The sequence below is a fragment of the Halomonas sp. 1513 genome (assembly GCA_001971685.1).
In the GTDB taxonomy this organism is placed as follows: Bacteria; Pseudomonadota; Gammaproteobacteria; order Pseudomonadales; family Halomonadaceae; genus Franzmannia.
On record CP019326.1, the window covers coordinates 1,389,961 to 1,414,237 of the forward strand.

Genomic DNA, 24,277 nt, shown 5'->3' on the forward strand with positions numbered 1-24,277 from the left:
GCGGCTAGCATTGAAGGCTACGACCTGATCGGCGACGTCCACGGCTGCGGCGCGACCCTGGCTGCGCTGCTTGAGAAGCTCGGCTATCATCAGCGCGGCGGCGTCTATCGCCATCCGCGGCGCAAGGTGATCTTTCTCGGCGACCTGATCGATCGCGGCCCGCGGATTCGGCTGGCGGTCAATATCGCGCGGCGCATGGTCGAGGCGGGCGAAGCGCAGATCGTCATGGGCAACCACGAGTACAACGCCCTGGCCTACTGCCACCGACTACCCGATGATGGCTGGCTGCGCCCTCACACGCCGCGCCACAACCGCATCATCATGGATACCCTCGAGCAGTATCGCGAGCATCCCGGCGAGTGGGACGACGTCCTCGCCTGGTTCATGCAGATCCCGCTGTTCCTCGACCTCGGCGAGCTGCGCGTGGTGCACGCCTGCTGGGACCAAGCGCTGATCGATGCACTGCGCCGCGAGCGCCCCGACGGGCGTCTCGACCGCGCCATGCTCGAGGCGTCGGTGGATCCCGAGACCCTGGCGTTCCGCGTCCTCGACCGGCTGACCCGTGGCAGCCATCTACCGCTGCCCAAGGGCACCGAGATTCACTCCGGTGACGGCTTTACCCGCAAGACCTTCCGCACCCACTTCTGGGCGCGGGAGCCGCAATCCTATGGCGACGTGGTGTTCCAGCCCGACAACCTGCCCGACGACCTCGAGCGGTACCCGCTAAGCGACGCCGAGCGCCAGCGCCTGAGCTATTACGGCCCCGAACAGCCGCCGCTATTCATCGGCCACTACTGGTGCGAGGGCATCCCGGCATTGCCGGCACCCAACATTGCTTGCCTCGACTACAGTGCGGTGAAATTCGGTCGCCTGGTGGCCTATCGATGGAGCGGCGAGCCGCGCCTGGATGCCAACCATTTCGTGTGGGTCAGCGTGCCCCGCGAGGAGCAGGCGCGGCCGCGGCCGTGGGAGATCGACTTCGACTAGACAGATACAAATTGTTACGCATTTTTTGCATCGGTGGCTGAACTCATGGTCGCCGGCCCCGTCAGAGTAAGTGTTCCCTTGAATGATCCCTTGCTTTAGATCCGGCGGCCCCCTCCGCCGGATTTTTTCTGTGCGTCGGGTATCATGGGCGCCACACGTCAGCCGTGCCTGGCTGGCAGGCGCCGTCGAGAAAGGAAGACGCCATGTACAAGGTGCTTGAACTGCCCCGCGATACCGACACCCGCCCGCTGCGCGAAGCGCTGTGGGCGCATCGTATCGGCCATCGCTTCACCGAGAACGAGCACGGCTACGTCCTCTGGCTGGCCGATCTCGAGCAGCGCGAGGCGCTGATGGAACTGCTCGAGCGCTGGCGCAACGGCGAGTCGATCATGCCCGAGGGCAAGCGGCGAGTGGCCCACCCGGCGGGGGCTGCCGGACTTGCCACACCGTTCACCATGGCCCCGGTCACCGCTGGCTGCGTGGCCCTGAGCCTGGCGGTGTTCGGGCTGATGGCGGTGTTTGGCGATCTGGTGATCGCCATACTGGCCATCGTGCCGCTGGGGGTGTCCAACGGCAGCCTGGTCACCATGCCGCTCGGCGAGGCGCTGGCGTCGGGGCAGGTCTGGCGGCTACTCTCGCCGGCGTTCCTGCACTTCGGCTGGATGCACCTGATCTTCAACATGCTGTGGCTGTGGTACTTCGGCCGCCAGGTCGAGGCGCTGCAGGGCTCACGGCAGATATTGATGCTGGTACTGCTCAGCGGTATCGGCGCCAATCTGGCCCAGTACGCCACCGGCACGGTGCTGTTCGGCGGCATGTCGGGGGTCGACTATGCGCTGCTCGGCTACGTCTGGCTGATGTCGCGACGTGCGCCACATAGCGGGTTCTTCGTGCCGCAGATGCTGGTGGTGTTCATGCTCGGCTGGATGGTGTTCACCATGACCGGCTTTGCCGGCATGGTCGGTTTCGGCAATGTGGCCAACGAGGCCCACGTCGGTGGACTGGCCGTGGGACTGGTCTTGGGCTGGTATTATAGCGAGCGGGCGCGGCGGCGCTGAGCACGTAACAGGAGAGAGCAATGAGCGAGATGACCTTCGATCGCATGGCGCAGCAGATGTCGCCTGAGATCTATGCAAGCCTCAAGCAGGCGGTGGCACTGCGCAAGTGGCCTGACGGGCGGGTGCTCAGTGCCGAACAGGTCGAGCTGTGCCTGGAGGCGGTGATCAAGTACGAGGCCGAAAACAAGGTGCCCGCCGAGCAGCGCGTGGGCTATCTGGAGCGTACCAGCTGCAGCAGCGACGGCGAGGACAGCATCAAGTGGGTGAACTGATCGATACCGCGGTGCAGGGCTGTCTGACCAAGATGGCGATCGTCCCGGGCAGTGGCGATGCGCCGGCCCAGTACACGCTGCGCGCCGGTCAGGAACGCCTCGACCTCAACGCACGCCTCGGCCAGCCGCTGTCGCTGCGTTTTACCGGCGCCATCGCCTGCACTCACTGCGGGCGGGCTACCAAGAAGAGCTTTGCCCAGGGCTACTGCTACCCGTGCTTCAAGAAGCTGGCGCAGTGCGACACCTGCATCGTCAAGCCCGAGACCTGCCACTACGATGCCGGCACCTGCCGCGAACCCGAGTGGGCCGAGCGCCACTGCTTCCAGCCCCACGTGGTCTACCTGGCCAACTCCTCGGGGCTCAAGGTGGGCATTACCCGCGCTACCCAGATGCCGACCCGCTGGCTCGACCAGGGGGCCATCCAGGCGCTGCCGATCATGGAGGTCGATACCCGCCAACAGTCGGGGTTCGTCGAGATGCTGTTCAAGGAGCAGGTCGCCGACCGCACCAACTGGCGGGCGATGCTCAAGGGCGAGGTCGAGCCGCTTGACCTGATCGCCGAGCGCGACCGCCTGATGGCCAGCCTCGACAGCGGCCTGGCCGGCCTGCGCGAGCGTTTCGGCGCCGACAGCCTGCGCCCGCTGGATGCCACACCGCTGCACTTCTACTATCCGGTGCTCGAGCATCCGCGCAAGATCGTCTCGCACAACTTCGACAAGCAGCCCGAGGTCGCCGGCACCCTGCTGGGCCTCAAGGGGCAGTACCTGCTGCTCGACAGCGGCGTGATCAACCTTCGCAAGTTCACCGGCTACGAGGTCAACGTCGCCTGATGACAGGGGGTTAGCGCTGTGAGCGGCGGCGCGCCTCCATCCGCTCCAGAAACACCGCCATGATGCGCTCGTAGAGTCGGGCGCCCATCACCGCATCCTCGATGCCGGCATCGACGTTGGGGTTGTCGTTGATCTCGATCACCACCACCCGCTCGCCGATCTGCTTGAGGTCGACGCCGTAGAGGCCGTCGCCGATCAGGCGGGCGGCCTTGAGGGCGGCCTTGAGCACCGCCGGCGGCACCTCGTGGGGCGGGTGGGTGCTGAAGCCGCCGCTTTTCACCTTGCCGTTGGCGTGCTGGTATATCTGCCAGTGGCCGCGGGCCATGTAGTAGCGGCTGGCGAACAGTACCTGGCCGTCGAGCACGCCGATGCGCCAGTCGTATTCGGTGGGCAGCCACTCCTGCAGCAGCAGCAGCGCCGAACTGTCGAACAGCCGCCGCGCCTCTTCGACCAGTTGGGCGTGGGACTCGATCTTGACGATGCCGCGGGAGAAGGCGCCATCCGGCACCTTGAGCACCATGGGGTAGGTCAGGTCGGCAACCTTGCCGGGCAGCGCGGTGAGGTCGTCGCGATGCAGCAGCAGGCCGTCGGGGCAGGCGATGTGCTTGGCGCGCAGCAGCGCGTGCAGGTAGACCTTGTTGGTGCAGCGCAGGATCGAACGCGGGTCGTCGATCACCACCAGCCCCTCATGCTCGGCGCGGCGTGCCATGCGGTAGGTGTGATGGTCGAGCGCGGTGGTCTCGCGGATGAACAGCGCATCGAACTCGGCCAGGCGACCGGCATCGCGGCGGGTGATCAGCGATACGTCGATGCCCAGCCGGCGACCGGCGCGGATGAACTGCTTCAGCGCGCTCCTGTTGCTCGGCGGCAGCGCCTCCTGGGGGTCGACCAGGATCGCCAGGTCGAAGCGATAGCGGCGCCGCGCCTTGGGCGTGCGCCATACCTTGCGCGAGTGGCGGTTGAGTGCACTGGCGAACAGATCCTGCTCGTCCGGGGCCAGCGAGGTCAGCGGCAGCGGCTTGAGCCGGCTCAGCCGCCAGCCATCGCTGCGGCGAATGAAACGCGCCTCGAGCAGCGGGCAGGGCAGGCGCTCGAACAGCCGCCGGGCCAGCTTGGCCAGTGCTGCCTCCTGACACTCGCCGAACATCACCCGCAGCGTCAGTTCATCCCCGCTCAGGGCACCGCGGCGTGACAGGTCGCCGAGCAGCGGATCCAGGCTATCCAGCTGCAGGTCGATCAGCGCCTTGCGCGACAGCTGGTTGAGTGTCTCGACGCTGGGCAGCACGCGCTGGCCGCGGGCCTGGGCCAGCAGCGACACATAGTAGCCGGTGTCCAGGTAGTCGAGCCCGGCGCACAGGTTGATGACGTGGGTGGCGGCATCGTGCTGTGGCGAGAGCCGCTCATCGGCGAGAAAGTCCGCCGCGCTGATCAGGTCGTCGCTGGGGTAGTAGGGGCGCCAGTCGGCGGGTTGATCGACGACGATTCGCAGCGGACACATGGGCATGGACTCCGAGGCAGGGGAGATTCGGCGCTAGCATGCGACCAAGGTGGCGTGGTAACAAGAGCGCAACACAGTGAAATAATTTCATCTTGCCAGACGCTGACATGCGTTGGCAGTACAGCGACAATCCGCGCAAACGCCACGATACGCGACCATGACCACGCAACTGCGCCCGGCGCACCCCTCCGATCTCGACGCCCTCTGCCAGCTGGAGCAGGACTGCTTCGACGGCGACCGCTTCAGCCGACGTCAGCTGGCCCACCTGCTCAAGGGCGCCAACGCCGTGACCCTGCTGGCGGTGGCCGGCGACGGCAGCCTGCTCGGCTACGGCACCCTGCTGCTGCGGCGCAACAGCCGCCAGGCGCGGCTCTATTCTTTCTGCGTACGCCCCGAGGCCCGCGGCGGCGGCCTGGGGCGGCGCCTGCTCGACGCCCTGGAAGCCGAGGCGCGCCACCGCGAACTGGCGGCAATCACCCTGGAGGTGCGCGCCGACAACCGCGTCGCCCTGGGGCTCTACCGCCGCGCCGGCTTCCAGCTGGTGCGCTGGCTAGACGACTACTACGTAGACGGCTGCGCCGCCTGGCAGATGCAGAAGCGCCTCGAGAGCGAGGCGCGCGAGGCGGGGTAGAGCAGGCCGATGCGTCTCGAGCCGTGTGGCTATCTGCGATAGGCCCTGGGCACCAGGTGCAATGCCCGCAGGCCTGGCATAGAATCGTCGCCAGTTTTCCAAGGAGCCCACGCCAATGCCCTCTTTCGATATCGTCTCCGAGTTCGACAAACACGAAGCCAGCAACGCCGTCGATCAGGCCAACCGCGAAGTCCAGACGCGCTTCGACTTCAAGGGCGTGGACGCCAGTTTCGAGCTCAACGGCGAGGTGGTCTCGCTGCAGGCCGATGTCGACTTCCAGCTCAAGCAGATGCTCGACGTGCTGCGCAACAAGCTGATCGCCCGCGGCATCGACGCGCGCTGCATGGACGAGCAGGACCCGGTGCTGTCAGGCGTCAAGGCGCGCCAAGACGTCAAGCTCAAGCAGGGCCTCGAGCAGGCCGACAGCAAGGCGATCATCAAGCAGATCAAGGACAGCAAGCTCAAGGTCCAGACCCAGATCCAGGGCGACAAGGTGCGCGTGACCGGCAAGAAGCGCGACGACCTTCAGCAGGTGATCGCGCTGCTCAAGGGCGAGCAGGGCCCCGATCTGGCATTGCAGTACGATAACTTCCGCGACTGATGCGTCTTGCTAGACAGCCCTATGGAAGCGCTGAACAAATCGCCGAGCGAGATGAAACACAAGGCGCACGGAGCACAGGAACCGGAGCATATGGGGTATATGTGAGGATTCCGAGCACCGCGCAACGCAGTGATTCGCTCGTGTAGGCATTTGTGCAGTGTTTTCTAGTAATCGATGCCGCGGCGTGCCTGCAGCCCGCTGTTGAAGGCGTGCCGGGTCTCCTGCATCTCGGTCACGGTGTCGGCCATCGCCACCAGCTCGCGGTGTGCGTTGCGCCCGGTGACTATCACCGTCTGCTCGCCGGGGCGCGCCTCGATCGCCTGTTTGACGGTGGCGATGTCGAGGTAGCCGAACTTGAGCATATAGGTGATCTCGTCGAGGACCACCAGATACACCTCGGGGTCGGCAAGCATGCGCTCGGCATAGCGCCACACCGCCTGGCAGGCCTGGGTATCCAGCTCGCGATTCTGGGTCTCCCAGGTGAAGCCGGTGGCCATGATCGCCACCTCCAGATTGCTGTCCTCCTCCAGCCGCTGGCGCTCGCCGCACTCCCATAGCCCCTTGATGAACTGCACCACCCCAACGCGATAGCCGTAGCCCAGCGCGCGGGTCACCGTGCCCCAGGCGGCGGTGGTCTTGCCCTTGCCGTTGCCGGTGAACACCAGCAGCTGGCCGCGCTGCACGGTGGCCTGGGCAACCTTGTCATCGACATGGCTCTTGAGTTTCTGCATTGACTGCTGGTGACGCGCCTGGCGGTCGCTCATGGTGGCTCCTGATGGCAGAGGGGGAATCGCCAAAGCCTACGCCAGTGACGCCCGCACGTCAGCCTGCTGGTAAATTGCATTCATTATTATGGTGCATGAGGCTACTTTCAGGGCACTGGAATTGCTCGCCTTGGTGAATGGCTAGAAAGATGTCGCTTCCCGTTATTACATCACCGCACTGATTTTATATATAGAAATCGATTTTTGGCACGCTCTATGCAGAGTCTGCTTGACTCAGGCATCCCCAAAGGATCAAGCAATGAATGCATCAATGGCCGCCTCCGTAGCCCAAACCGCTGCGTCCAGTGCGCAGAGCGTGCAGCGCCAGAGCGTCATTACTCTCGATGGAGTCAAGAAGACCTTCAGCAGTCCCGGTGCCGAATCTATCGAGGTGATCGAAGACATCACCCTGGATATCAAGCAGGAAGAGTTCGTCAGCATCGTGGGGCCCAGTGGCTGTGGCAAGAGCACGATGTTCAACATCATTGCCAGTCTGCTGGAGCCCAGCGATGGCAGCATTACCCTGCGTGGCAGCGACCCCGAGTGTGGCGCAAAGATCGGCTACATGCTGCAGCGCGACCTGCTGTTTCCATGGCGAACCATCATCGATAATGTCTGCCTTGGCCTCGAGATCCAGGGCGTACCCAAGAAGCGTCGTCATGAGATGGCGCGCGACCAGCTGGCGCGATATGGCCTGGCCGATTTCGCCGACCAGTATCCCAATACTCTCTCCGGCGGCATGCGTCAGCGCGTGGCTCTCATCCGTACGCTGATCACCGATCCCGATCTGATCCTGCTCGATGAGCCGTTCTCGGCACTCGACTACCAAACGCGACTGGTACTCGAGGAGGAGATCGTATCGATCCTGAAAGAGCACCATAAGACAGTGGTCTTGATCACCCATGATATCGGCGAAGCGATTGCCATGTCGGATCGTGTCGCGGTGATGACCCAGCGTCCTACCTCGGTAAAGAAGATCTACGACGTTGGGTTGTCCCGCGAACTGGGGTCATGTCTCAAGGCGCGCAGCGATGTCCGCTACCAGGGCTTCTTCGACAGCATCTGGGACGATCTCGACATTCAGATTGCCGGAGGTGAGTCATGAGCGAGGCACAGCTGCATACCCATGTGATTCGCGCCGGCAGCGTCAAGGAGAACGACGAACAGCTGGCCGGCAATACGCTGCTGACCGACAACCTGTGGCGTGGCGCAGGGCTGGCGCTGGTCATCCTCCTGTGGCAGGTCGGGGTCAACGTCGGCTGGATCAACTCTTTCCTGATGGGCTCGCCGGTGGGCATCGCCGGTGAAGCCTGGCGCCTGATCCAGTCCGGGCAGCTGCTCAACGATACCATTGCCACCGTCTATGCCACCGTGGTGGGTTTTCTGGCGGGCAGTATATTGGGCTCAATCTGCGGTCTGATGCTGTGGTTCTCACGCAGCGTGGCACGCATCATCGATCCGTTCATGGTCGCCCTCAATGGCCTGCCCAAGATCGCCCTGGCACCGATGATCATCATCTGGTTCGGCTCGGGGATGTTCTCCAAGATCATGCTGGCGTTCGTGGCGACCTTTGTCGTTGCGCTGCTCTCCGCTTACCAGGGTACTCATCAGATCGACCGTAACTTGATCAACCTGATGCGTTCGCTGGGTGCCAGTCGGCGTGAAATCTTCTCCAAGGTCGTGGCGCCCGCCACGCTGCCATGGATCATCTCTGCCTTCCGTTTGAATATCGGCTTTGCCCTGATTGCCGAGATCGGCGGCGAATTCATCTCCTCCGACCGTGGCCTGGGGCGCATGATCTTCGTTGCCGGCAACCTGTTCAATCTCAACGTCGTCTGGGTCGGGGTCATCATGCTGATGATCGTGGCCATCGTGCTCTACGTGATCGTCTCTCAGGTCGAGAAGCGCTTATTGCCGTGGGAGAAAGGGCACAAATAGCACCGCAGCGTCGCGTTACCAGCGAAGCAGCATCGAGTGAGCACCACCACCAATAACCACAAGAGGCACTGCACGATGAACATTACTTCAACCTACAAGCGTATCGCCTTCGGCGCTGGCCTGCTGGCACTGGGAGCATCGGCGCATACCCAGGCCGATGACATGGACACCATCCTGATCAACGAGGCCTTCCACTCGCTGCTCTATCTGCCGGTCTACGTGGCCAAGCATGAGGGGTTATTCAACGCGCACAACATCGATGTGCCGGTGGTGCGTTCGGCGGGGTCGGGACCGGCGGCGCTGGCCTCGGTGCTGTCTGGCGAGTCGCAGTTCTCGGTGCATGGGCCGGAGCATGTCGGCTTCGCCCAGGAGCAGGGCGGCAGCGGCAAGGCGATCAGCGCGGTGGCCAACAGCGCCCCGGTGTGGGTGCTGGCGCATCCCGATCTCGACTACTCGTCGCCGGCCGACCTCGAAGGCAAGGAGGTGGTAGTGGGCCTGGCCCCGGGTACGTCGAACACCCTGATCAAGCGCCTGATCGAGGATGCCGGCCTCAATGGTGAGGTCACTGTGACTGAGGTGCAGAACGGCTCCGAGCTCGGCCCGGTGCTCTCCGGGCGCGGCGATATCGCAGTGGCCTATCAGCCGCAGGTCGAGCAGGGCATCTCCCAGGGCCTGGAGATCATTCACGCCTTCACCGACGATTATCCCGAGTATGCCTTCTCGACCATCAACACCTCCCAGGAGATGATCGACGAAAACCCCGACCTGGTGATGCGTTTCGTCAGTGCCATCAACGACTCGCTGGCGCTGATCCACTCCGACGCCGACACTGCCAAGGCGGTGGCGCGCATGGAGTTCGGTGACCTGCAGGGCGATGTGGTGGACGCCGCGGTTCAGCGTATGATCGACAACAACGTCTACCCCGAGAGCGTGATGATCACCGAAGACGCCTTCACCAACGCCATCGAGATGCAGCAGTTCGTCGGCAATATCCAGGGCGAGATGTACTACGACGATATCGTTGACGCTTCCTTTGCCAGCGAGGTCGTTCAATAAGCGCCTGGAACGCGTATTCTCGGGTGGGGCCCGATGGGTTCCACCCGTTACCGTTGTTGGAGCGAGACCGGGATGCTGTCAGCGCTGCTATTCTTCTCCCTGGTGGGCGCGGTTGCCGGCGTGATTGCCGGGCTATTCGGTATCGGCGGCGGCGTGGTGATCGTGCCGGCGATGATCGTGGCTCTCAACCAGCAGGGCGTCGACCCTGCCGTGGTGATTCACCTGGCCATCGGCACCTCGCTTGCCGTCATCACCGTGACCGGCGCCTCCTCGGCCCGGGGACACTGGCGCAAGGGGGCAGTGGTGGTCGATCTGCTCAAGCGCATGCTACCCGGCCTGGTGATCGGGGCGGTGCTGGGAGGGTGGGTTGCCGACCAGCTGCGCGCCGAGCTGCTGGAGCGCTATTTCGGCGTGTTCATGCTGATACTGGCACTGCGCATGCTGCTGGCGGGGCCACCCAAGGCCGGTCGACAGGTGGCGGGTATGCCGGCGATGTTCGCCGCGAGCACCCTGATCGGCACCTTCTCGGCGCTGTTCGGCGTCGGCGGTGGGGTGCTCAGCGTGCCCTGGCTGGCGCGCAGCGGTGCCAGTCTGGCGCGGGCCATCGGTACCTCGGCGGCCTGTGGCCTGCCGATTGCCGCGGTGGGGGCGGCAACCTTCATGGTGACCGGCCAGGGGCAGGTTAGCCTGCCGGCATACACGACGGGGTATCTCTACTGGCCAGCGTTCGCCGGTATCGCACTGTTCAGCGTGCCCTGCGCCAGGCTTGGCGTCAGGCTCGCGCACTACCTGCCGCCGCGGCTGCTCAGGCGCCTGTTCGCGCTCTTGATGCTGCTGGTTGGCCTGACACTGATCCTCTGAGCGGGCTATCTGGCCCATGCACCCAAGGAGAGACGCCTCGTGAACCAAGATATGACCATTGACGCCTATCGGCTCGCGCTCAGCGAGGGCCGCGCCAAGCCGCTCGACTGGTGGCATGCCTGCACCTTGCGCATCGACCAGCGCGAACCCGAGGTGCAGGCCTGGGAGGCGCTGGCCGAGGGGCCGCCGGCGTTGGATGAGCGGCTCGCCGAGCGGCCGCTGTACGGGGTCCCGGTGGGGCTCAAGGACATCATCGAGACCGCCGACCTGCCCACCCGCTGGGGCACCCGCGGCTATCTGCACTCCGACGGGGCACTGGTGGACGCCGCCCTGGTGACGCTGCTCAGGGAGCAGGGCGCGCTGATCATGGGCAAGACGGTCTCCACCGAGTTGGCCTACTTCACGCCCGGCAAGACCCACAACCCCCACGATCTCGCGCGTACTCCCGGGGGCTCTTCGAGCGGCTCGGCGGCGGCAGTGGCCGACGGCATGGTGCCACTGGCCTTCGGTACCCAGACCGCCGGCAGCATGATTCGCCCGGCAAGCTTCTGCGGGGTGTTCGGTTTCAAGCCCACCTTCGACACCGTGAGCGCCGCCGGGGTCAAATCCTTTGCGCCATCGCTGGATACCCTGGGCTGGTTCGCGCGGCATATCGAGGATATCTGCACCACCTTCTCGGCGCTGACCCGTGCCCCGCGGATCACGCCGCTGGAGAGCCTCGCCGGGGTGCGGGTCGGCGTGCGCAGCCTGCCGGGAGACGTCGCGCCGGATGACGACGTCGAACAGGCCTTGGCCCATGCCCAGGCGCGTCTCGAGCAGGCCGGCGCCACGCTGGTGCCGCTGGAGCTGGACGCGCGCTACGAGGCGTTGGTCGAGCACCAGAAGGTGGTCATGGCCTACGAGGCCGCCCAGACCCTGGCCAGCGAGTACGCGCGCTTCGCCGGGCAGATGGGCCCCAAGCTGGTCGAGCTGCTCGAGGAGGGGCGTGGCATCAGCCACGCCCGCTACCTCGATGCGCGGCGCGCCGCGGATGCCCTACAGCAGGCGCTGAGCGCTGTGTTCGCCAGCGAGGTCGACGTGATTCTCGCCGCCAGCGCCGCCGGGGTGGCGCCAGAAGGTATCGATGCCACCGGCGACCCGCTCTACTGCCGCGCCTGGACGCTGCTCGGCGTGCCGTGCCTAAACCTGCCGCTCAGTCACGGCACCGCCGGCATGCCGGTAGGGGTGCAATTGGTGGCCGATCGCTGGCAGGATCAGTGGCTGCTGCAGATCGCCAAAACCCTGATGGCCACGGAGGCATCCGCATGAGCCAAGCGCTGCCGATCAAGACCATTCACGGCCACCACTGCCACCACGGCTGGGACAACAGCATCGCCGCGGTAGAGCAGGTGGCACCGGGCACGACCCTCAGCGTCGTTTGCCACGATGCCGCAGGGGGCCACTTCAATCGCGACTCGGGCATCGAGGCGGTGGCGTCGATGCCCTTCGAGCGCATCAATCCGGTGACCGGGCCGATCCACGTCGACGGTGCGGCGCCTGGCGACGTGCTCAAGATCACCCTCAACGACTTCACCCCTTCGGGTTTCGGCTGGACCGCCAATATTCCCGGCTTCGGCCTGCTCGCCGACCAGTTCCCCGAGCCGGCGCTGACGCTATGGGATTACGACCGTGAGACCCTTAGCCCGGCGGCCTTTGGCCAGCACGCGCGGATACCGCTCAAGCCGTTTGCCGGCACCATCGGCCTGGCGCCGGCTGCCCCCGGCAACCACTCCATCGTGCCGCCGCGGCGGGTCGGCGGTAATCTGGATATCCGCGACCTGGGCGCCGGCAGCGTGCTCTATCTACCGGTGGAAGTGGACGGCGCGCTGTTCTCGATCGGCGATACCCATGCCGCCCAGGGCGACGGCGAGGTATGCGGCACCGCCATCGAGAGTGCCATGGACGTCAGCGTCACCCTCGAGCTGATCAAGGATACGCCGCTGGCCATGCCGCGCTTCTCGACGCCCGGACCGGTGACGCGCCATCTCGACGGCGCCGGCTACGAAGTCTTCACCGGGATCGGCCCGGACCTGATGAGCGGTGCGCGTCAGGCGCTGGAGGGCGCCATCGAGTGGCTGGTCAAGACGCGCAATCTGCCCGCCGAACAGGCCTACATGCTGTGCTCGGTGTGCGGCGACCTGCGTATCAGCGAGATCGTCGACGCCCCCAACTGGGTGGTGAGCTTCTATCTGCCGCGCATCGTCTTCGAATGAGGTGACTTACTCGCCGTCCTGGTTGTTGCCGCGCTCGCGGATCGCCTCGGCGATGCGTTCGATGCCCTGGCGGTAGGCCGCCTTGCGGTAGGAGATCGCCTCCTGGTCGGCGCGGTCGAGAACCAGTGCCGCCTCGTACTCGAGTACCGCGTCCAGACGCTGGTTGACGGTGTCCTCCGTCCAGCGGTCGCCGCTGCGGTTTTGCACCCATTCGTAGTAGCTGACGATTACCCCGCCGGTGTTGGCGAGCACGTCCGGCAGCACCGGGATGCCGCGCGCCTCGAGGGCCTCGTCGGCGGCTGAGGTCACCGGGCCGTTGGCGATTTCGAGGATCAGGCCGGCGTGCACGTCGTCGACGTTGTCCTCGTGGATCTGATTCTCCAGCGCTGCCAGGGCCAGCACGTCGACCTCGAGGGCCAATAGCGCCTCCTGCTCGATCTCCTCGACGCCGTCGGCGTGGCATACCGAGTCGTCGCAGTAGACCATGCCCTTGAGCTGCTGATTGCGGGTCTTCTCCTCCTTGATCGGGTCGGGCTCCAGCCCCTCCTTGGCATAGATGGCGCCGCCGGAGTCTGATACCGCGACGATCTTGTAGCCCTTGGCGTGGGCCAGGCTGGCGAAATGGTAGGCGGCGTTGCCGAAGCCCTGTATTGCCACCGTGGTGTCCTGCGGTTTGCGGCCCTCGCGCTCGGCCCAGATGTCCAGCACCTTGAGCGCCCCGCGGCCGGTGGCCGCCACCCGGCCATAGGAGCCGCCGAGGGTGATGGGCTTACCGGTAATGGCCGCTGGGGTCTGGCCGCGCACCAGATGAGCGTACTCATCCGACATCCAACCCATGACCGTGGCGTTGGTATTGACGTCCGGCGCCGGGATATCGCGGTTGGGGCCCATCACGTCGGCGATGCCGCGAATGTACCCGCGCGCCAGGCGCTCGAGCTCCAGCCGCGAGAGCTGCTTGGGATCGACCTGTACGCCGCCCTTGCCGCCGCCGAAGGGCAGATTGACCACCGCACACTTGACCGCCATCCAGAAACTCAGCGTGGTCACCTCGAGCTGGTCGACCGCAGGGTGGAAGCGTATACCGCCCTTGGCCGGGCCGAGGCTGGTGTCGTACTGCACTCGCCAGCCGGGGAATACCTTGAGGCTGCCGTCATCCATGCGCACTGGCACGCTTACCTGCAGCGACAGCGCCGGCTGCATCAGCCGCTCGCGGGCATCCTGTGAAATCTCCAGCGCCTCGAAGACCTCCTCGAGGCGCGAGCGGGCATCGTCGAACAGATGGGTGTGATCCTGCTGGGTGGCATCTTGGCTCATGACATCCTCCTTAATGGCGATGAGCAGGGGGGAAGCAGCAGCCTATCAGCCGCTACCCCGGCTTGGATATAACGCCAGTCTAGGCCACACTGGCTTGGCAAGCATGGATGCGAGCCAAGGAGGACCGATGAGACCCATCACTCGCCGTGGGCTGCTGTGGGGCAGCCTGTATGTGCTAATGGCGCTGCTGCCGTTGGGCATCGCGCTACTCTCTCCACCCCACGAAACCCGCGGCCTGCTGGGTGCCATCGGCGTGATGTTCGGGCTATTGGCGCTGGGCGTGTTCGGCATGCAGGTGATCATCTCCGGCCGGCACCGCTGGTTTGCCGAGAGCGTCGGCTTCGACAATATCCTGCAGTTTCACCGCCAGACCGGGCTAGTCGCCTTGTGGCTGGTGCTGCTGCATCCGCTGCTGATCTTCGCTGCTGACCCGAGCTATCTCGAGTTTCTCGACCCCCGCGACGACACCCTGCGTGCCCTGGCGCTGGTCGGCCTGCTGGGTGCCAGCGTGGTGCTGATCGTAAGCTCCCTGTGGCGAGTGCAACTGGGACTCTCCTACGAGTGGTGGCGGCTGCTGCACGGCGGCCTGGCGCTGTTCGTGGTGCTCGGCGGTCTCGGCCACGCGCTGATGGCCAGCCACTATACCGCCGGCTGGCTGACCGCCGGGCTGCTGGTCGCCGCGCTGCTGGTACCGGTGTATCTGCTCGCCGACTCACGCTTGCTGCGCGTCTGGCGGCTGCGCAAGCGGCCCTGGCAAGTGGTCGACAACCAGCCGGCGCTGGGCGATGCGACCACCATCACCCTGGAAGCGGTGGGCGAGCATCGCTTCGACTTCAATGCCGGGCAGTTCTTCTGGATCACCCTCGGCGACTCGCCGTTCTCGCTGCAGCAGCATCCGTTCTCGGTAGCGTCGAGCGCTTGCCGGCCGGGCCGGGTCGCCTTCACCGCCAAGAACCTCGGCGACTTTACCGCCACCCTGCCCGAGGTGACGCCGGGCACTCGCGCCTTTATCGAAGGGCCCTACGGTGCCTTCATCCCCGATGTGCGCAGTGCCTCCGGGGCGGTGTTGATGGCTGGCGGTATCGGCGTCACGCCGATCATGAGCATCCTGCGCACCTTCCGCGACCAGGGTGTGACCCTGCCGCTATGGCTGATCTACGCCAATCCCAGTTGGGACGAGGCGACCTTCCGCGATGAGCTGGCCGAGCTCGAGGCCGAGCTGCCGCTCAAGGTGATCCACGTGCTCAGCGACCCGCCCGAGGGCTGGCAGGGCGAGACCGGCTATATCGACAAGGCGCTGCTGGAGCGCTGCCTGCCGCAAGACGACGGCCTGCGCGAGTATTTCATCTGTGGCCCGGAGCCGATGATGAATGCCGCCGAGGGGGCGCTGATCGAGCTAGGGGTACCCGTCACACGGCTCACGTCCGACCGCTTCGCCATCGTTTGAGGGAGTAGACCATGCTGCATCAATACGTGCGCTACGCCGGCAACCTGGCCGGCATCATTCTGGTCGCGGTGGCGATTGCGGCTGCCGTGATGGTGACGCGCTGAGCGAGCCTTCAACAGCCGTAGAAGCGCGCAAAGCGCTCCCAAGGCTCACGCTCGGGCACGAAGCCGTTCTCCGGCGCCGCGGGGTCGGCATGGCCCAGGGCCAGCGCGCACAGCACCAGTTCACTATCGGCAAGCGTTAGCTGCTCGCGAATCACTCGGTGGTAGGGCGCGATGGCGGCCTGGGCGCAGCTGTGCAGGCCCTGGCCACGGGCGGCCAGCATCAGGCTCTGCAGGAACATGCCGCAGTCCATGAAGCTGCCGGTATCCAGGCGCCGGTCGAGGGTCAGGATCATCGCCACCGGGGCATCGAAGAAGGCGTAGTTGCGGCGTGCCTGGGCCAGGCGTTTGCCGCGCTCCTCGCGGTGAATGCCGAGTGTCTCGTATAGCCCGTAGCCGCAGCGCCGGCGCCGACCGATATACGGCTCGAACCATTCGCGGGGATAGTAGACGTACTCGGCCTGGTGCTGGTCCGGCTCACTATCGAAGGCCGCCTGCAGCGCATCGCTCAGCGCGGCAAGCGGCTCGCCGCTCACCACGTGCACCTGCCATGGCTGAATGTTGCTGCCGCTGGGCGCCTGGCCCGCCACCCGCAGCAGATGCTCGAGCGTCTCGCGCGGTACCGGGGTAGGCAGAAAGCGCCGTATCGAGCGTCGCGACAGAATGGCATCGTCTACATGCATGGAAAGCACCTCGCGCAAGAGTAGTGGCCTATCATGGTGACGTGTTAATAGCGCTTTGACGATAACGGGAGTTCCCCTCGATGGCTCGCGCCGACTACCCCGAGACGCCGGATGGCCGCTACTTCGTCGCCAAGGATAAACTCTGGCGCAAGACCGATCCTGCCCTCGACGACACCACCCGCCGCGCACGGGTCAAGGCGCTGATGCAGGCGCGCCGCGCGGTCAAGCACGCCAAGCAGGCCGATGACGACGACGCCCTGCGCGAGGCGCGCCAGGCGGTGGACGACGCCAAGATCGCCCTCGGCGAGCGCGGCCCGGTATGGTGGGATGACGACGCGCCGGACGAGACCGGCATGCATCCGCGTAACAGCTCCTACGCCGAGTGGTGGCGCGGTCAAGAGGCGAGTAAGTGAGCGCTGGCATACTCTGGCACCTGCGTGCAGCGGCCTGGATGCGATGCTGCAGTGACGTGCTGCAGGGGTATCCCAGGTTGTGTGAAGGACGCCGGATCTTCCACTGGGCTGAGCAGGCGTAGCGACTACCCTGCGCCCGGACGCTGACGATTTCAGTCAGGCCAACACCCTGATCAACGAGGTGATGGACGACGCCCAGCGCGAGCAACTGGTCAACAACGCCAACGTTCACCTCAAGGATGGCGTCTCCCCCGAGGTACTGGAATGCGCCATTCAATACTGGCGCAACATCCATCGAGAAGCGGGCGATGTCGCGACCTGCCGCTCGGTGCGCCGAACTGGCTGGTCGAGCAGATATGGCAAGACGGGCACGCAACGCTATCGGGCACGCAGTAGCCAGGAGGCGAGTGCCACACCCACCAGGCCGATAATGGCCCCGGGGAACGCTCCCAGGCCAAGGCTGGCTCCCAGGCCGATAAACAGCGCCGCGCCTCCGCTGACAATGGCCGGTGTACCGGTTGCGTGGGGCACGTCCTGTTTGCGGTATCGCTCGAAGAGGACCACCAGGATCATGATCGGGGCGACCATCAATATGCAGAGCCCAAGCCACTCCAGTCGGCCGATCCAGAAGCCCGGCTCGCCGGGCTGGCCGGCATCTATCGGCCAGTCCAGGCGCATTCCCAGCCAGGCGGCGGGTAGCTCAGCGAGTTTATGCCAGAGATAAAGCTGCAACCCCAGGGCGCCAAGCATCGCCGTCCAGCGCCCCATCTGCTGTCGCTTGAGAAAATGGTGTACCGGTGTCTCGAAGAGCAAGACCAGGCCTATCTGGAGCCACATGACACCGAGTAGCGCCAGGGTTGGCGGCAACAGATTGCTATCGCCGCCCAAGTTGCCATTGACCATGGAAACGGGATAGCCGGCCGCTACGGCTAACCCTAGCCAAGCCAGCCCGCACAGCATCAGGCCCAGGCCGGTACGGCGGCCGAAGAAGCGGCCGTGCCACCAGGCGATACCCAGCTGCTGAGGTAGCACCCATACCAGGACGAGATTGATCCATCCGACAGAGTCATGGGTCTCGGTGACCCGTGCGCCGAACTCGAGTAGGTCGGCGATACCAGTGGGTCGGGCACGTAGCAGATCGATCGCGGCAATCAGGAGAATCAGGCCGGCTACGGCCCTGAGGCCCCAGCGACGGTCGGCCCATAGACACAGCGGCAACAGCAGTTGCACCCCAAGCAGGATCAGCAAGAACCAGAGATGAACCGTCAGTGAATGATTGAGCGGCCCGAGAATGCCCTCTTGGGTCAATAAGGCGGTTAGCGCGAACCCCGTTAATACCACCAGATAAGTGACGGTGGGCCGTGCCAGTCCCAGAGCACGATCTGCCCACCAGTGCAGGTGCGGTCTGCCTCTATCCAGGCGTTGCCGGACCCCCTGTGAGCTGACCGCGGCAGAAACAAACACGAACAGCGGCACCACCTGCACCAGCCAGGTATAAAGCCCGGCCGGCGCCCAGACGTCGAGGATATGCTCGGTATCCCTCAGGATGCCATCCTCGACACGCGGCAGTGTCGCCGCCCAGTGGCCTAACACTACGATCAAAAGTGCCAGGGCGCGCAGCGCATCCGGGTAAGGGTCTCGTTCGTCGTTGGCCGCTTCCTTGGGCTGTGCATCGTGCCGTGCGTCGCTCACAGCGTGACTCGCGCTCCTTGGTGTGCTGGCTGGCTCTTCACTCCCTGCCTTCGCCAGCATCCTAGTTGAATGCAGCGCTGCTGGCTAAGTACCTGCGCCAAGGCGGGGTGGCAACCGGCGATTTCAGTATGGCCCCGTCAACCTCGGCAGAAGTCGCGCGGCGCGATAAAATGCGGCAGCAGGGGTAGTGCTACCCTTGCGTCCTTACCCGCTTGCCCCCAGGCTTGGTTTGAACCCTAACCATGTCAGGAGGCGAGATGACGTCCACGGTATTGATCACCGGCGCCAATCGCGGCGTCGGGCTGGCGCTGGCCCAGCACTACCATCGCGAGGGCTGGCAGGTCATCGGTGTATGCCGCTCGGCCTCCGCGGAGCTGGCTGACGTGGCCGAGCGGGTCATCGAGGGTATCGATGTGACCCGTGAGGCCGATGTGGCGGGCCTGGCAGAGGCGCTGGAGGGTACGCGGCTCGACCTGCTGATCAATAACGCCGGCCTGCTACGCGACGAGCAGCTCGGCGAGATCGACTTCGACACGATCCGCGAGCAGATGGAGATCAACGCCTATGCGCCGCTTCGCGTGGCCGAGGCGCTGCTGCCGTGCCTGGGCGAGGGCAGCAAGATCGCCAATATCACCAGCCGCATGGGTTCGATCGCCGACAACGATTCCGGCGGTCGCTACGGTTATCGCGCCTCCAAGGCGGCCCTCAACGCCTTCGGTAAGTCGCTGGCGATGGACCTCGCCCCCCGCGGCATCGCCGTGGCCCAGCTCCACCCCGGCTATGTGCAGACGCGCATGGTCAACTTCGGCGGCTTGATTTCACCGGATGAGGCGGCGGCCGGCATTGCCGCACGTATCGAGGCGCTGACACTCGCCACCAGCGGTGGCTTCTGGCATAGCAACGGTGAGCCGCTGCCTTGGTAGGTGCCGCGCCGGGTAGCGACGCCGAATGGGGCGAAGGCAAGACGGTACTGCTGGCGACCACCTGGGTACAGACGCTGTGCAGCGCGGCGATGCTGCTGGTGCCGACCCTGGCGCCGCAGATCGCCGCGGCCTTCGGCCTGCCCACCGGGCTGGTGGGACTTCAGGTCAGCCTGCTTTACGGTGTGGCCATGCTGGTGTCGCTGCAGGCGGGCGCCGTCGCGAGTCGCTTGGGCGCCTGCCGGGCCAGCCAGGTGGCGATGCTGGTGGTCGCTGCTGGCTGTGCGGTGGCGCTGTGGCAGACGCCGCTGTCGCTGCTGGTTACCACCCTGCTGCTGGGGGTGGCCTACGGCATGACCAACCCCGCGGCGTCGAAGCTGCTGACACGCTTTACGCCCGCGCAGCATCGCAACATGGTCTATTCGATCAAGCAGACCGGGGTGCCGCTGGGCGGCATTCTGGCAGGCATAGCAGCACCGCCGCTGGCACAGGTGTGGAGCTGGCATGTGACCTTCCTGCTGCTAGGCGCGATGAGCTTGCTCACTGCGTGCTGGCTGCAGACCCGCCAACCCAACTGGGATCGTGACGGTGACGCGGTCGCGCCGGGCAAGGGCATTGGCAGCCTGGCGCTGCTGTGTCGGCGCCGCTCGCTTCGCTGGATGGGGCTGGCAGGGTTCTGCCTGGCCGCGGCGCAGCTGTCGCTACTCAGTTTCGCGGTGGCCTTCATGGTCGAGGAGCTGACGATCACCCTGGTGATGGCTGGCATCGTGGTCTCGGTGATGCATGCCGCCGGCGTGGCCGGCCGCCTGGGCTGGGGCTTCCTGGCCGACCGGCTGGGGCGCAGCCTGCCGGTGCTGACCGGGCTTGCGATAGGTATTGCGGTGCTATTTGCGCTGCTGGCACTGACCGGCACGCATCTGCCGCAGTGGCTGGTGGTGGTGTTGCTGGTGCTGGCGGGGGCCACGGCGATCGGCTGGAACGGTGTCTACCTGGCCGAGGTGGCGCGCACCAGTGCTACCGCCGAGGTCAGCGAAGCCACCGCGGCGGTGCTGGTGTTGACCTACATGGGGGTACTGACCGGCCCGGCAGGCGTTACCCTGCTGGTATGGCTTACCGGCAGCTACGCCATCAGCCTGCTGCTGCCGGCGCTGGCCGCGCTGATGGCGGTGGTGTGCCTGGCGCGCTGCGTGCGTGCCCACCGCCAGGAGCAGGCGGCATAGCAGCGCGATAGTTGTGTCACGCCTGACTAGATGGTCTATTACGTAGTTGCCTAATAACGAAGCGGTGTCGCTGCTGCACCGCCGATAATCAACGACCAAGGCGCGCTGTCGCTGGATGCGCCACAACGGGAGATCGATATGCGCCACTTCTCACGCACCCTGCTGGCCTCCGCCGCGGCGGTCGCCATGACCACCCTGGCGTTCCAGGCCCAGGCCGAGACACGCGTCACCTACAAGTCGGCCTCTGCCGGCACCGCCTACTACCAGATGGGCGTCGAGCTGTCCGAGGCGATCCGCCGCGGTACCGACGATGAGATCGTGCTGACCCTCGAGGAGAGCCAGGGCTCGGTGCAGAACGTCATGGAGGTGATGGCGCGCCAGGGCAACTATGTGTTCACCACGCCGCCGGGTCTGGTGGAGCAGGCGCTGGCCGGCGAGGGACCCTTCGCCGAGCGCCAGAGCCCGCGCTTCCAAGAGATCCGCGGGCTGTTCCCGATTCCCGCCATCACCATGCACTTCGTGGCCGCAGGCGACGAAGGCGTGATCTCGATGCAGGACCTGGAGGGCAAGCACATCCTGATCGGTCGCGGCACCTTCGGCGCCCGCGAGGCGGAGCGCTACCTGGAGCTGTTCGACCTGCTCGACAAGGTCGATATCGCCGATGCCTCCATCGGCAGCGGGCCGGACGCGCTGCAGAACGGCCAGGTAGATGCCTTCGTCACCGCCAGCTCGTTTCCCACGCCCAACGTGATCGAGACCGCCGCGAGCATGTCGATCAGCCTGGTGTCGCTGAGCGACGAGGAGATCGAACAGACCGGCTCGACCCGTCAGACCATCCCCGCCGGCACCTACTCCGGGGTCGACGAGGATGTCGAGACCACCTCGCTGCCGGTGATCGCCTACACCACCAGCAACATGGACGACGAGACCGCCTACCAGCTGACCAAGACCTTCTGGGAGCGCCGCGAGGCGATGGCCGAAGAGTCGGCCTGGTGGGGCAGCATCGAGCCGGACATGGTGGGCAATATCGCCGGTACCCTGCACCCGGGGGCGCTGCGCTACTATGACGAGGCCGATATCGAGGTCCCCGACTCACTGCGCGAATAAATCTCTGACGCTGATTCCTCCCATCCATGCGCCGCGGCTACCCCGGGTGGCCGCGGCGGCCGCTACTTTCTGACTGAACTCTCCTGATGTCGCTACTACTCACTTCTGATGCCGATGACGGGCGACGCCTGCACCCCGCCTGGGTGGCGCTGGGCACGGCCACGGTGGTATTCCATCTCGGCCTGATCTTCTACGGCTTGACCCCGGCGCTGGTCAGCCGGCCGCTGCACATGGCGCTGGCGCTGCCCTGGGTGCTGATCTTCATGGCCAGCACCCCCTGGCAGCGTATCAGCGGCTGGTTGCTGACCGGCCTGGGAATTGCCGCCTGCGCCTATATCGCCCTCAACGAGCGGGCCTTGGCCAACCAGTACGGCTTTATCGACACCCAGCTGCAGATGCTCATCGGGGTGTTTCTGATCTTCCTGGCCCTGGAGGCGGCGCGCCGCGCCATCGGCTGGCCGCTGCCGCTGGTGGCGCTCGCCGCACTGGCCTACGGCGCCCTTGGGCAGTACCTGCCCGGGGTGTTCGGCCACCCGGGCATGCCCATGGCCAGCTACGTGGGCACCCTGACCATCGCCGAAAGCGGGCTGTGGGGCTCGCTGACCGGGGTCAGCGTCGGGGTGGTGGCGATCTTCGTGATCTTCGGCGCGGTGCTCAACGCCGGTGAGGCGGGGCAGGGCTTCATGAACCTGGCCAGTGCCTTCGCCGGCCGCCTGACCGGTGGCGCGGCCAAGGTCTCGGTGATCTCCTCGGCGCTGATGGGCTCGATCTCCGGCTCGGCCTCGGCCAACGTGGCCTCCACCGGGGCGATCACCATTCCCTCCATGGTGCGGCTGGGCTACCCGCGGGCGCTGGCCGGCTCGGTGGAGGCGGTGGCCTCCTCGGGCGGGCAGATCATGCCGCCGCTGATGGGCGCCGGCGCCTTTGTGATGGTCGAGCTGACCGGCACCCCCTACACCCAGATCATGGCCGCGGCGCTGCTGCCGGCGATTCTCTACTTCGTCACGGTGTGGGTGGGTATCAACGCCTACGCCACCCGCCACGATCTCAAGCCGATGGCGGAGAGCGAGCGGCCCAGCCCCAAGGAGGTGCTGATTACCTCGCTGTTCTTCGCGGTGCCGTTCGTGCTGCTGCTGGAGCGCATCTTCCTGGGCGGCTATACTCCGCAGTATGCGGCGAGCATTGCGATCTTTGCCGGTATGGCACTGCTGTTCTTCGACGTCACGCTGAGCTTCTCGCTGCGCGGTTTCTTGACCCGCCTGGCCGACGCGGCGGTGACCGCCGGGCGCCAGGTGGCGGTGATCGGCGCGATCATCATTTGTGCCTCGCTGGTGATCGGCGTGCTGTCGCTGACCGGGCTGGGGGTCAAGATCACCTCGGGGATCCTGTCGCTCTCCAATGACATGCTGTGGCCGGCGCTGCTGCTCACCGCGCTGGCCTGCCTGATCCTGGGCATGGAGGTGCCGACCACCGCGGCCTATGTGATCTGCGTCTCGGTGGCCGGACCGGCCTTGACGGCGCTGGGCCTGGAGCCGCTTCTGGCGCACCTGTTCGTGTTCTGGTTCGCGCTGCTCTCGACGATTACGCCGCCGGTGTGCGGCGGGGTATTCATCGCCGCCGGCATGGTCGGCGAAAACTGGCTCAAGGTGGCGCTCAAGGCCATGGCACTGGGCATCGGGCTGTATATCATCCCGCTGGCAATGATCAGCAACCCCGACATCATCCGCCTCGACAGCAACCCTGTCGGCGCGCTGGTCGATGCGCTGAAGATCGCCGTGGGCCTCACCGGCATCTCGTTCGGGGTGATCGCGCGCAAGGCGTGGTGGCTGCGGCTGGCGCTGATCGTGGCCGGGGCCGTGGTGATCTTCGCTATCTAGCCGGCACCGGGGCGCAGTGGACCAGGTCGCCGTCCAGTGGCCGGCGGCCGAACACCACCCAGGTATCCAGCGCCGGGCCAAGATCGGCCACCAGGCTCAGCCGTTCGGGGTGGCGCTCGAGGTACTCGAGGGCGCAGATGCCCGCCTCGAGCCGCCCCGCCAGCAGCCCCTCGGCGACGCTTACAGTGGTCGGCTCCTCGACCAGCTCGGCGTAGCCGGAGAGGTCGGCGTAGTAGCGGGTGGCCGGCTGCAGGCCGAGTTGCCGGGGGCGCTCAACGTCGCTACGGGCCAGAATCGCCAGCGGCTTGCTCGGTGCGATAAAGCTGTCCACCGGGAAGGCACGATGCATGCTGCGGCCTACCCACTCGGCGTGGCTGGGGTGGGCGGTGCACTGCAGCAGGAAGTCGACCCCACCGTCCAACAGCGCCGCAAAGGCGCTATCGAAGTCGTCATGCAGCTCCATTGCCGCATCCTGAATGGCGCGGCGCTCGAGGTAGCGCTCGAGCACCAGTTCGTGGTTGTTGCCGGTGGGGCCGAGAGTGGCGAATTTCATGGGGATCTGCTGCCGAGTTAGCTGTTGTTGACGATGCACGAGTCCGTGTGAAGAGTGACTACTTGCTCAGGTATGATTTCTCCTGCTTCGCCACCTCCGGCGCCTAGAGTAAATCAACAATATGCCTAAGCATACGAAGCAGCCCTATAAGACCCACCTGCCGTCGTCACGTCACAGCCCTCTTGCTCAAGATCAGGGCTAC

The 24,277-nt window shown here is 65.5% G+C and carries 24 protein-coding genes and 1 pseudogene; 19 read left to right on the plus strand and 6 right to left on the minus strand.

The window, feature by feature from the left end:
* Positions 1–9 precede the first annotated feature (9 nt).
* The 4 genes from BWR19_06350 to BWR19_06365 all read left to right on the plus strand — a co-directional run bounded on the left by BWR19_06350 (position 10) and on the right by BWR19_06365 (position 3,147).
* Complete coding sequence (locus BWR19_06350) at positions 10–987, plus strand: serine/threonine protein phosphatase (protein ID APX94920.1); 978 nt, start codon at positions 10–12, stop codon at positions 985–987.
* A 203-nt stretch (positions 988–1,190) separates the two neighbouring features.
* Positions 1,191–2,045: a rhomboid family intramembrane serine protease gene (locus BWR19_06355; GenBank protein ID APX92592.1), complete on the plus strand. Its 855-nt coding sequence runs from the start codon at positions 1,191–1,193 to the stop codon at positions 2,043–2,045.
* Between the two features lie 20 nt (positions 2,046–2,065).
* Complete coding sequence (locus BWR19_06360) at positions 2,066–2,317, plus strand: hypothetical protein (protein APX92593.1); 252 nt, start codon at positions 2,066–2,068, stop codon at positions 2,315–2,317.
* Entirely contained in the window at positions 2,314–3,147 is an 834-nt protein-coding gene (locus BWR19_06365; protein APX94921.1) for a hypothetical protein, read from the plus strand. Before BWR19_06360 ends, BWR19_06365 begins: the two co-directional genes overlap by 4 nt.
* A gap of 10 nt (positions 3,148–3,157) precedes the next feature.
* On the opposite strand, the gene BWR19_06370 is transcribed toward BWR19_06365, so the two are convergent.
* A complete protein-coding gene (locus BWR19_06370; protein APX92594.1) occupies positions 3,158–4,645 on the minus strand; it encodes a glutaminyl transferase in 1,488 nt (495 codons plus the stop codon).
* Positions 4,646–4,802: 157 nt separating this feature from the next.
* Here BWR19_06370 and BWR19_06375 point away from each other — a divergent pair, with 157 nt between their 5' ends.
* Positions 4,803–5,276 carry a GNAT family N-acetyltransferase gene (locus BWR19_06375; GenBank protein ID APX92595.1) on the plus strand — a complete coding sequence of 158 codons (474 nt, stop codon included), beginning with the start codon at positions 4,803–4,805 and terminating at the stop codon, positions 5,274–5,276.
* Positions 5,277–5,391: 115 nt separating this feature from the next.
* Complete coding sequence (locus tag BWR19_06380; GenBank protein ID APX92596.1) at positions 5,392–5,877, plus strand: YajQ family cyclic di-GMP-binding protein; 486 nt, start codon at positions 5,392–5,394, stop codon at positions 5,875–5,877.
* A gap of 164 nt (positions 5,878–6,041) precedes the next feature.
* Here the strand turns inward: BWR19_06380 and BWR19_06385 are convergent, their stop codons facing one another.
* Positions 6,042–6,641, minus strand: coding sequence for a cob(I)yrinic acid a,c-diamide adenosyltransferase (locus tag BWR19_06385; GenBank protein APX92597.1), 600 nt, complete (start codon positions 6,639–6,641; stop codon positions 6,042–6,044).
* 259 nt (positions 6,642–6,900) lie between these two features.
* Here BWR19_06385 and BWR19_06390 point away from each other — a divergent pair, with 259 nt between their 5' ends.
* The 6 genes from BWR19_06390 (at position 6,901) to BWR19_06415 (ending at position 12,748) form a co-directional block, all read left to right on the plus strand.
* The gene (locus tag BWR19_06390; GenBank protein ID APX92598.1) at positions 6,901–7,746 is read left to right on the plus strand and encodes an ABC transporter; all 846 of its coding nucleotides are present in this window, start codon (positions 6,901–6,903) and stop codon (positions 7,744–7,746) included.
* Positions 7,743–8,579, plus strand: coding sequence for an ABC transporter permease (locus BWR19_06395; protein APX92599.1), 837 nt, complete (start codon positions 7,743–7,745; stop codon positions 8,577–8,579). The genes BWR19_06390 and BWR19_06395 overlap by 4 nt, the downstream gene beginning before the upstream one ends.
* A 75-nt stretch (positions 8,580–8,654) precedes the next feature.
* Complete coding sequence (locus BWR19_06400; GenBank protein APX92600.1) at positions 8,655–9,635, plus strand: ABC transporter substrate-binding protein; 981 nt, start codon at positions 8,655–8,657, stop codon at positions 9,633–9,635.
* Between the two features lie 72 nt (positions 9,636–9,707).
* A complete protein-coding gene (locus tag BWR19_06405; GenBank protein ID APX92601.1) occupies positions 9,708–10,496 on the plus strand; it encodes a hypothetical protein in 789 nt (262 codons plus the stop codon).
* A gap of 51 nt (positions 10,497–10,547) precedes the next feature.
* Positions 10,548–11,804, plus strand: coding sequence for an amidase (locus tag BWR19_06410; protein APX92602.1), 1,257 nt, complete (start codon positions 10,548–10,550; stop codon positions 11,802–11,804).
* Positions 11,801–12,748, plus strand: a complete 948-nt coding sequence (locus BWR19_06415) for an acetamidase (GenBank protein APX92603.1) — start codon at positions 11,801–11,803, stop codon at positions 12,746–12,748. Before BWR19_06410 ends, BWR19_06415 begins: the two co-directional genes overlap by 4 nt.
* 6 nt (positions 12,749–12,754) lie before the next feature.
* Here the strand turns inward: BWR19_06415 and BWR19_06420 are convergent, their stop codons facing one another.
* Complete coding sequence (locus BWR19_06420) at positions 12,755–14,026, minus strand: glutamate dehydrogenase (GenBank protein ID APX94922.1); 1,272 nt, start codon at positions 14,024–14,026, stop codon at positions 12,755–12,757.
* A 163-nt stretch (positions 14,027–14,189) separates the two neighbouring features.
* Here BWR19_06420 and BWR19_06425 point away from each other — a divergent pair, with 163 nt between their 5' ends.
* Positions 14,190–15,509 (plus strand): hypothetical protein, encoded by a 1,320-nt coding sequence (locus BWR19_06425; GenBank protein APX92604.1) that lies wholly within the window; start codon positions 14,190–14,192, stop codon positions 15,507–15,509.
* 112 nt (positions 15,510–15,621) lie between these two features.
* On the opposite strand, the gene BWR19_06430 is transcribed toward BWR19_06425, so the two are convergent.
* The gene (locus tag BWR19_06430; protein APX92605.1) at positions 15,622–16,293 is read right to left on the minus strand and encodes a nitroreductase; all 672 of its coding nucleotides are present in this window, start codon (positions 16,291–16,293) and stop codon (positions 15,622–15,624) included.
* A gap of 80 nt (positions 16,294–16,373) precedes the next feature.
* Between BWR19_06430 and BWR19_06435 the strand changes: the two genes are divergently transcribed.
* On the plus strand, positions 16,374–16,706 hold the full coding sequence (locus tag BWR19_06435; GenBank protein APX92606.1) for a hypothetical protein: 333 nt from the start codon (positions 16,374–16,376) through the stop codon (positions 16,704–16,706).
* Between the two features lie 169 nt (positions 16,707–16,875).
* Positions 16,876–17,013, plus strand: a pseudogene (locus tag BWR19_06440) (hypothetical protein).
* Positions 17,014–17,084: 71 nt separating this feature from the next.
* On the opposite strand, the gene BWR19_06445 reads toward BWR19_06440, so the two are convergent.
* Positions 17,085–18,398, minus strand: a complete 1,314-nt coding sequence (locus BWR19_06445; GenBank protein APX92607.1) for a hypothetical protein — start codon at positions 18,396–18,398, stop codon at positions 17,085–17,087.
* A gap of 242 nt (positions 18,399–18,640) precedes the next feature.
* Here BWR19_06445 and BWR19_06450 point away from each other — a divergent pair, with 242 nt between their 5' ends.
* From BWR19_06450 to BWR19_06465, 4 genes are all read left to right on the plus strand, one after another.
* A complete protein-coding gene (locus tag BWR19_06450) occupies positions 18,641–19,321 on the plus strand; it encodes a short-chain dehydrogenase (protein ID APX92608.1) in 681 nt (226 codons plus the stop codon).
* Positions 19,315–20,538, plus strand: coding sequence for a hypothetical protein (locus BWR19_06455; protein APX92609.1), 1,224 nt, complete (start codon positions 19,315–19,317; stop codon positions 20,536–20,538). Before BWR19_06450 ends, BWR19_06455 begins: the two co-directional genes overlap by 7 nt.
* A 138-nt stretch (positions 20,539–20,676) precedes the next feature.
* Positions 20,677–21,645, plus strand: a complete 969-nt coding sequence (locus BWR19_06460; protein APX92610.1) for a TRAP ABC transporter substrate-binding protein — start codon at positions 20,677–20,679, stop codon at positions 21,643–21,645.
* Positions 21,646–21,731: 86 nt separating this feature from the next.
* Entirely contained in the window at positions 21,732–23,522 is a 1,791-nt protein-coding gene (locus BWR19_06465; GenBank protein ID APX92611.1) for a TRAP dicarboxylate transporter subunit DctM, read from the plus strand.
* Here BWR19_06465 and BWR19_06470 read toward each other — a convergent pair.
* Positions 23,515–24,075 (minus strand): hypothetical protein, encoded by a 561-nt coding sequence (locus BWR19_06470; protein APX92612.1) that lies wholly within the window; start codon positions 24,073–24,075, stop codon positions 23,515–23,517. The two genes, BWR19_06465 and BWR19_06470, sit on opposite strands and share 8 nt — an antisense overlap.
* Positions 24,076–24,277: the final 202 nt, after the last annotated feature.

Coding starts and splice junctions, on each gene's coding strand:
- BWR19_06390 (APX92598.1), top strand. CDS start 6,901: ATGAATGCATCAATGGCCGCCTCCGTAGCCCAAACCGCTGCGTCCAGT.
- BWR19_06410 (APX92602.1), top strand. CDS start 10,548: ATGACCATTGACGCCTATCGGCTCGCGCTCAGCGAGGGCCGCGCCAAG.
- BWR19_06470 (APX92612.1), bottom strand. CDS start 24,075: ATGAAATTCGCCACTCTCGGCCCCACCGGCAACAACCACGAACTGGTG.
- BWR19_06450 (APX92608.1), top strand. CDS start 18,641: ATGTCAGGAGGCGAGATGACGTCCACGGTATTGATCACCGGCGCCAAT.
- BWR19_06395 (APX92599.1), top strand. CDS start 7,743: ATGAGCGAGGCACAGCTGCATACCCATGTGATTCGCGCCGGCAGCGTC.
- BWR19_06405 (APX92601.1), top strand. CDS start 9,708: ATGCTGTCAGCGCTGCTATTCTTCTCCCTGGTGGGCGCGGTTGCCGGC.
- BWR19_06415 (APX92603.1), top strand. CDS start 11,801: ATGAGCCAAGCGCTGCCGATCAAGACCATTCACGGCCACCACTGCCAC.
- BWR19_06375 (APX92595.1), top strand. CDS start 4,803: ATGACCACGCAACTGCGCCCGGCGCACCCCTCCGATCTCGACGCCCTC.
- BWR19_06465 (APX92611.1), top strand. CDS start 21,732: ATGTCGCTACTACTCACTTCTGATGCCGATGACGGGCGACGCCTGCAC.
- BWR19_06460 (APX92610.1), top strand. CDS start 20,677: ATGCGCCACTTCTCACGCACCCTGCTGGCCTCCGCCGCGGCGGTCGCC.
- BWR19_06355 (APX92592.1), top strand. CDS start 1,191: ATGTACAAGGTGCTTGAACTGCCCCGCGATACCGACACCCGCCCGCTG.
- BWR19_06385 (APX92597.1), bottom strand. CDS start 6,641: ATGAGCGACCGCCAGGCGCGTCACCAGCAGTCAATGCAGAAACTCAAG.
- BWR19_06400 (APX92600.1), top strand. CDS start 8,655: ATGAACATTACTTCAACCTACAAGCGTATCGCCTTCGGCGCTGGCCTG.
- BWR19_06435 (APX92606.1), top strand. CDS start 16,374: ATGGCTCGCGCCGACTACCCCGAGACGCCGGATGGCCGCTACTTCGTC.
- BWR19_06380 (APX92596.1), top strand. CDS start 5,392: ATGCCCTCTTTCGATATCGTCTCCGAGTTCGACAAACACGAAGCCAGC.
- BWR19_06370 (APX92594.1), bottom strand. CDS start 4,645: ATGTGTCCGCTGCGAATCGTCGTCGATCAACCCGCCGACTGGCGCCCC.
- BWR19_06360 (APX92593.1), top strand. CDS start 2,066: ATGAGCGAGATGACCTTCGATCGCATGGCGCAGCAGATGTCGCCTGAG.
- BWR19_06430 (APX92605.1), bottom strand. CDS start 16,293: ATGCATGTAGACGATGCCATTCTGTCGCGACGCTCGATACGGCGCTTT.
- BWR19_06425 (APX92604.1), top strand. CDS start 14,190: ATGAGACCCATCACTCGCCGTGGGCTGCTGTGGGGCAGCCTGTATGTG.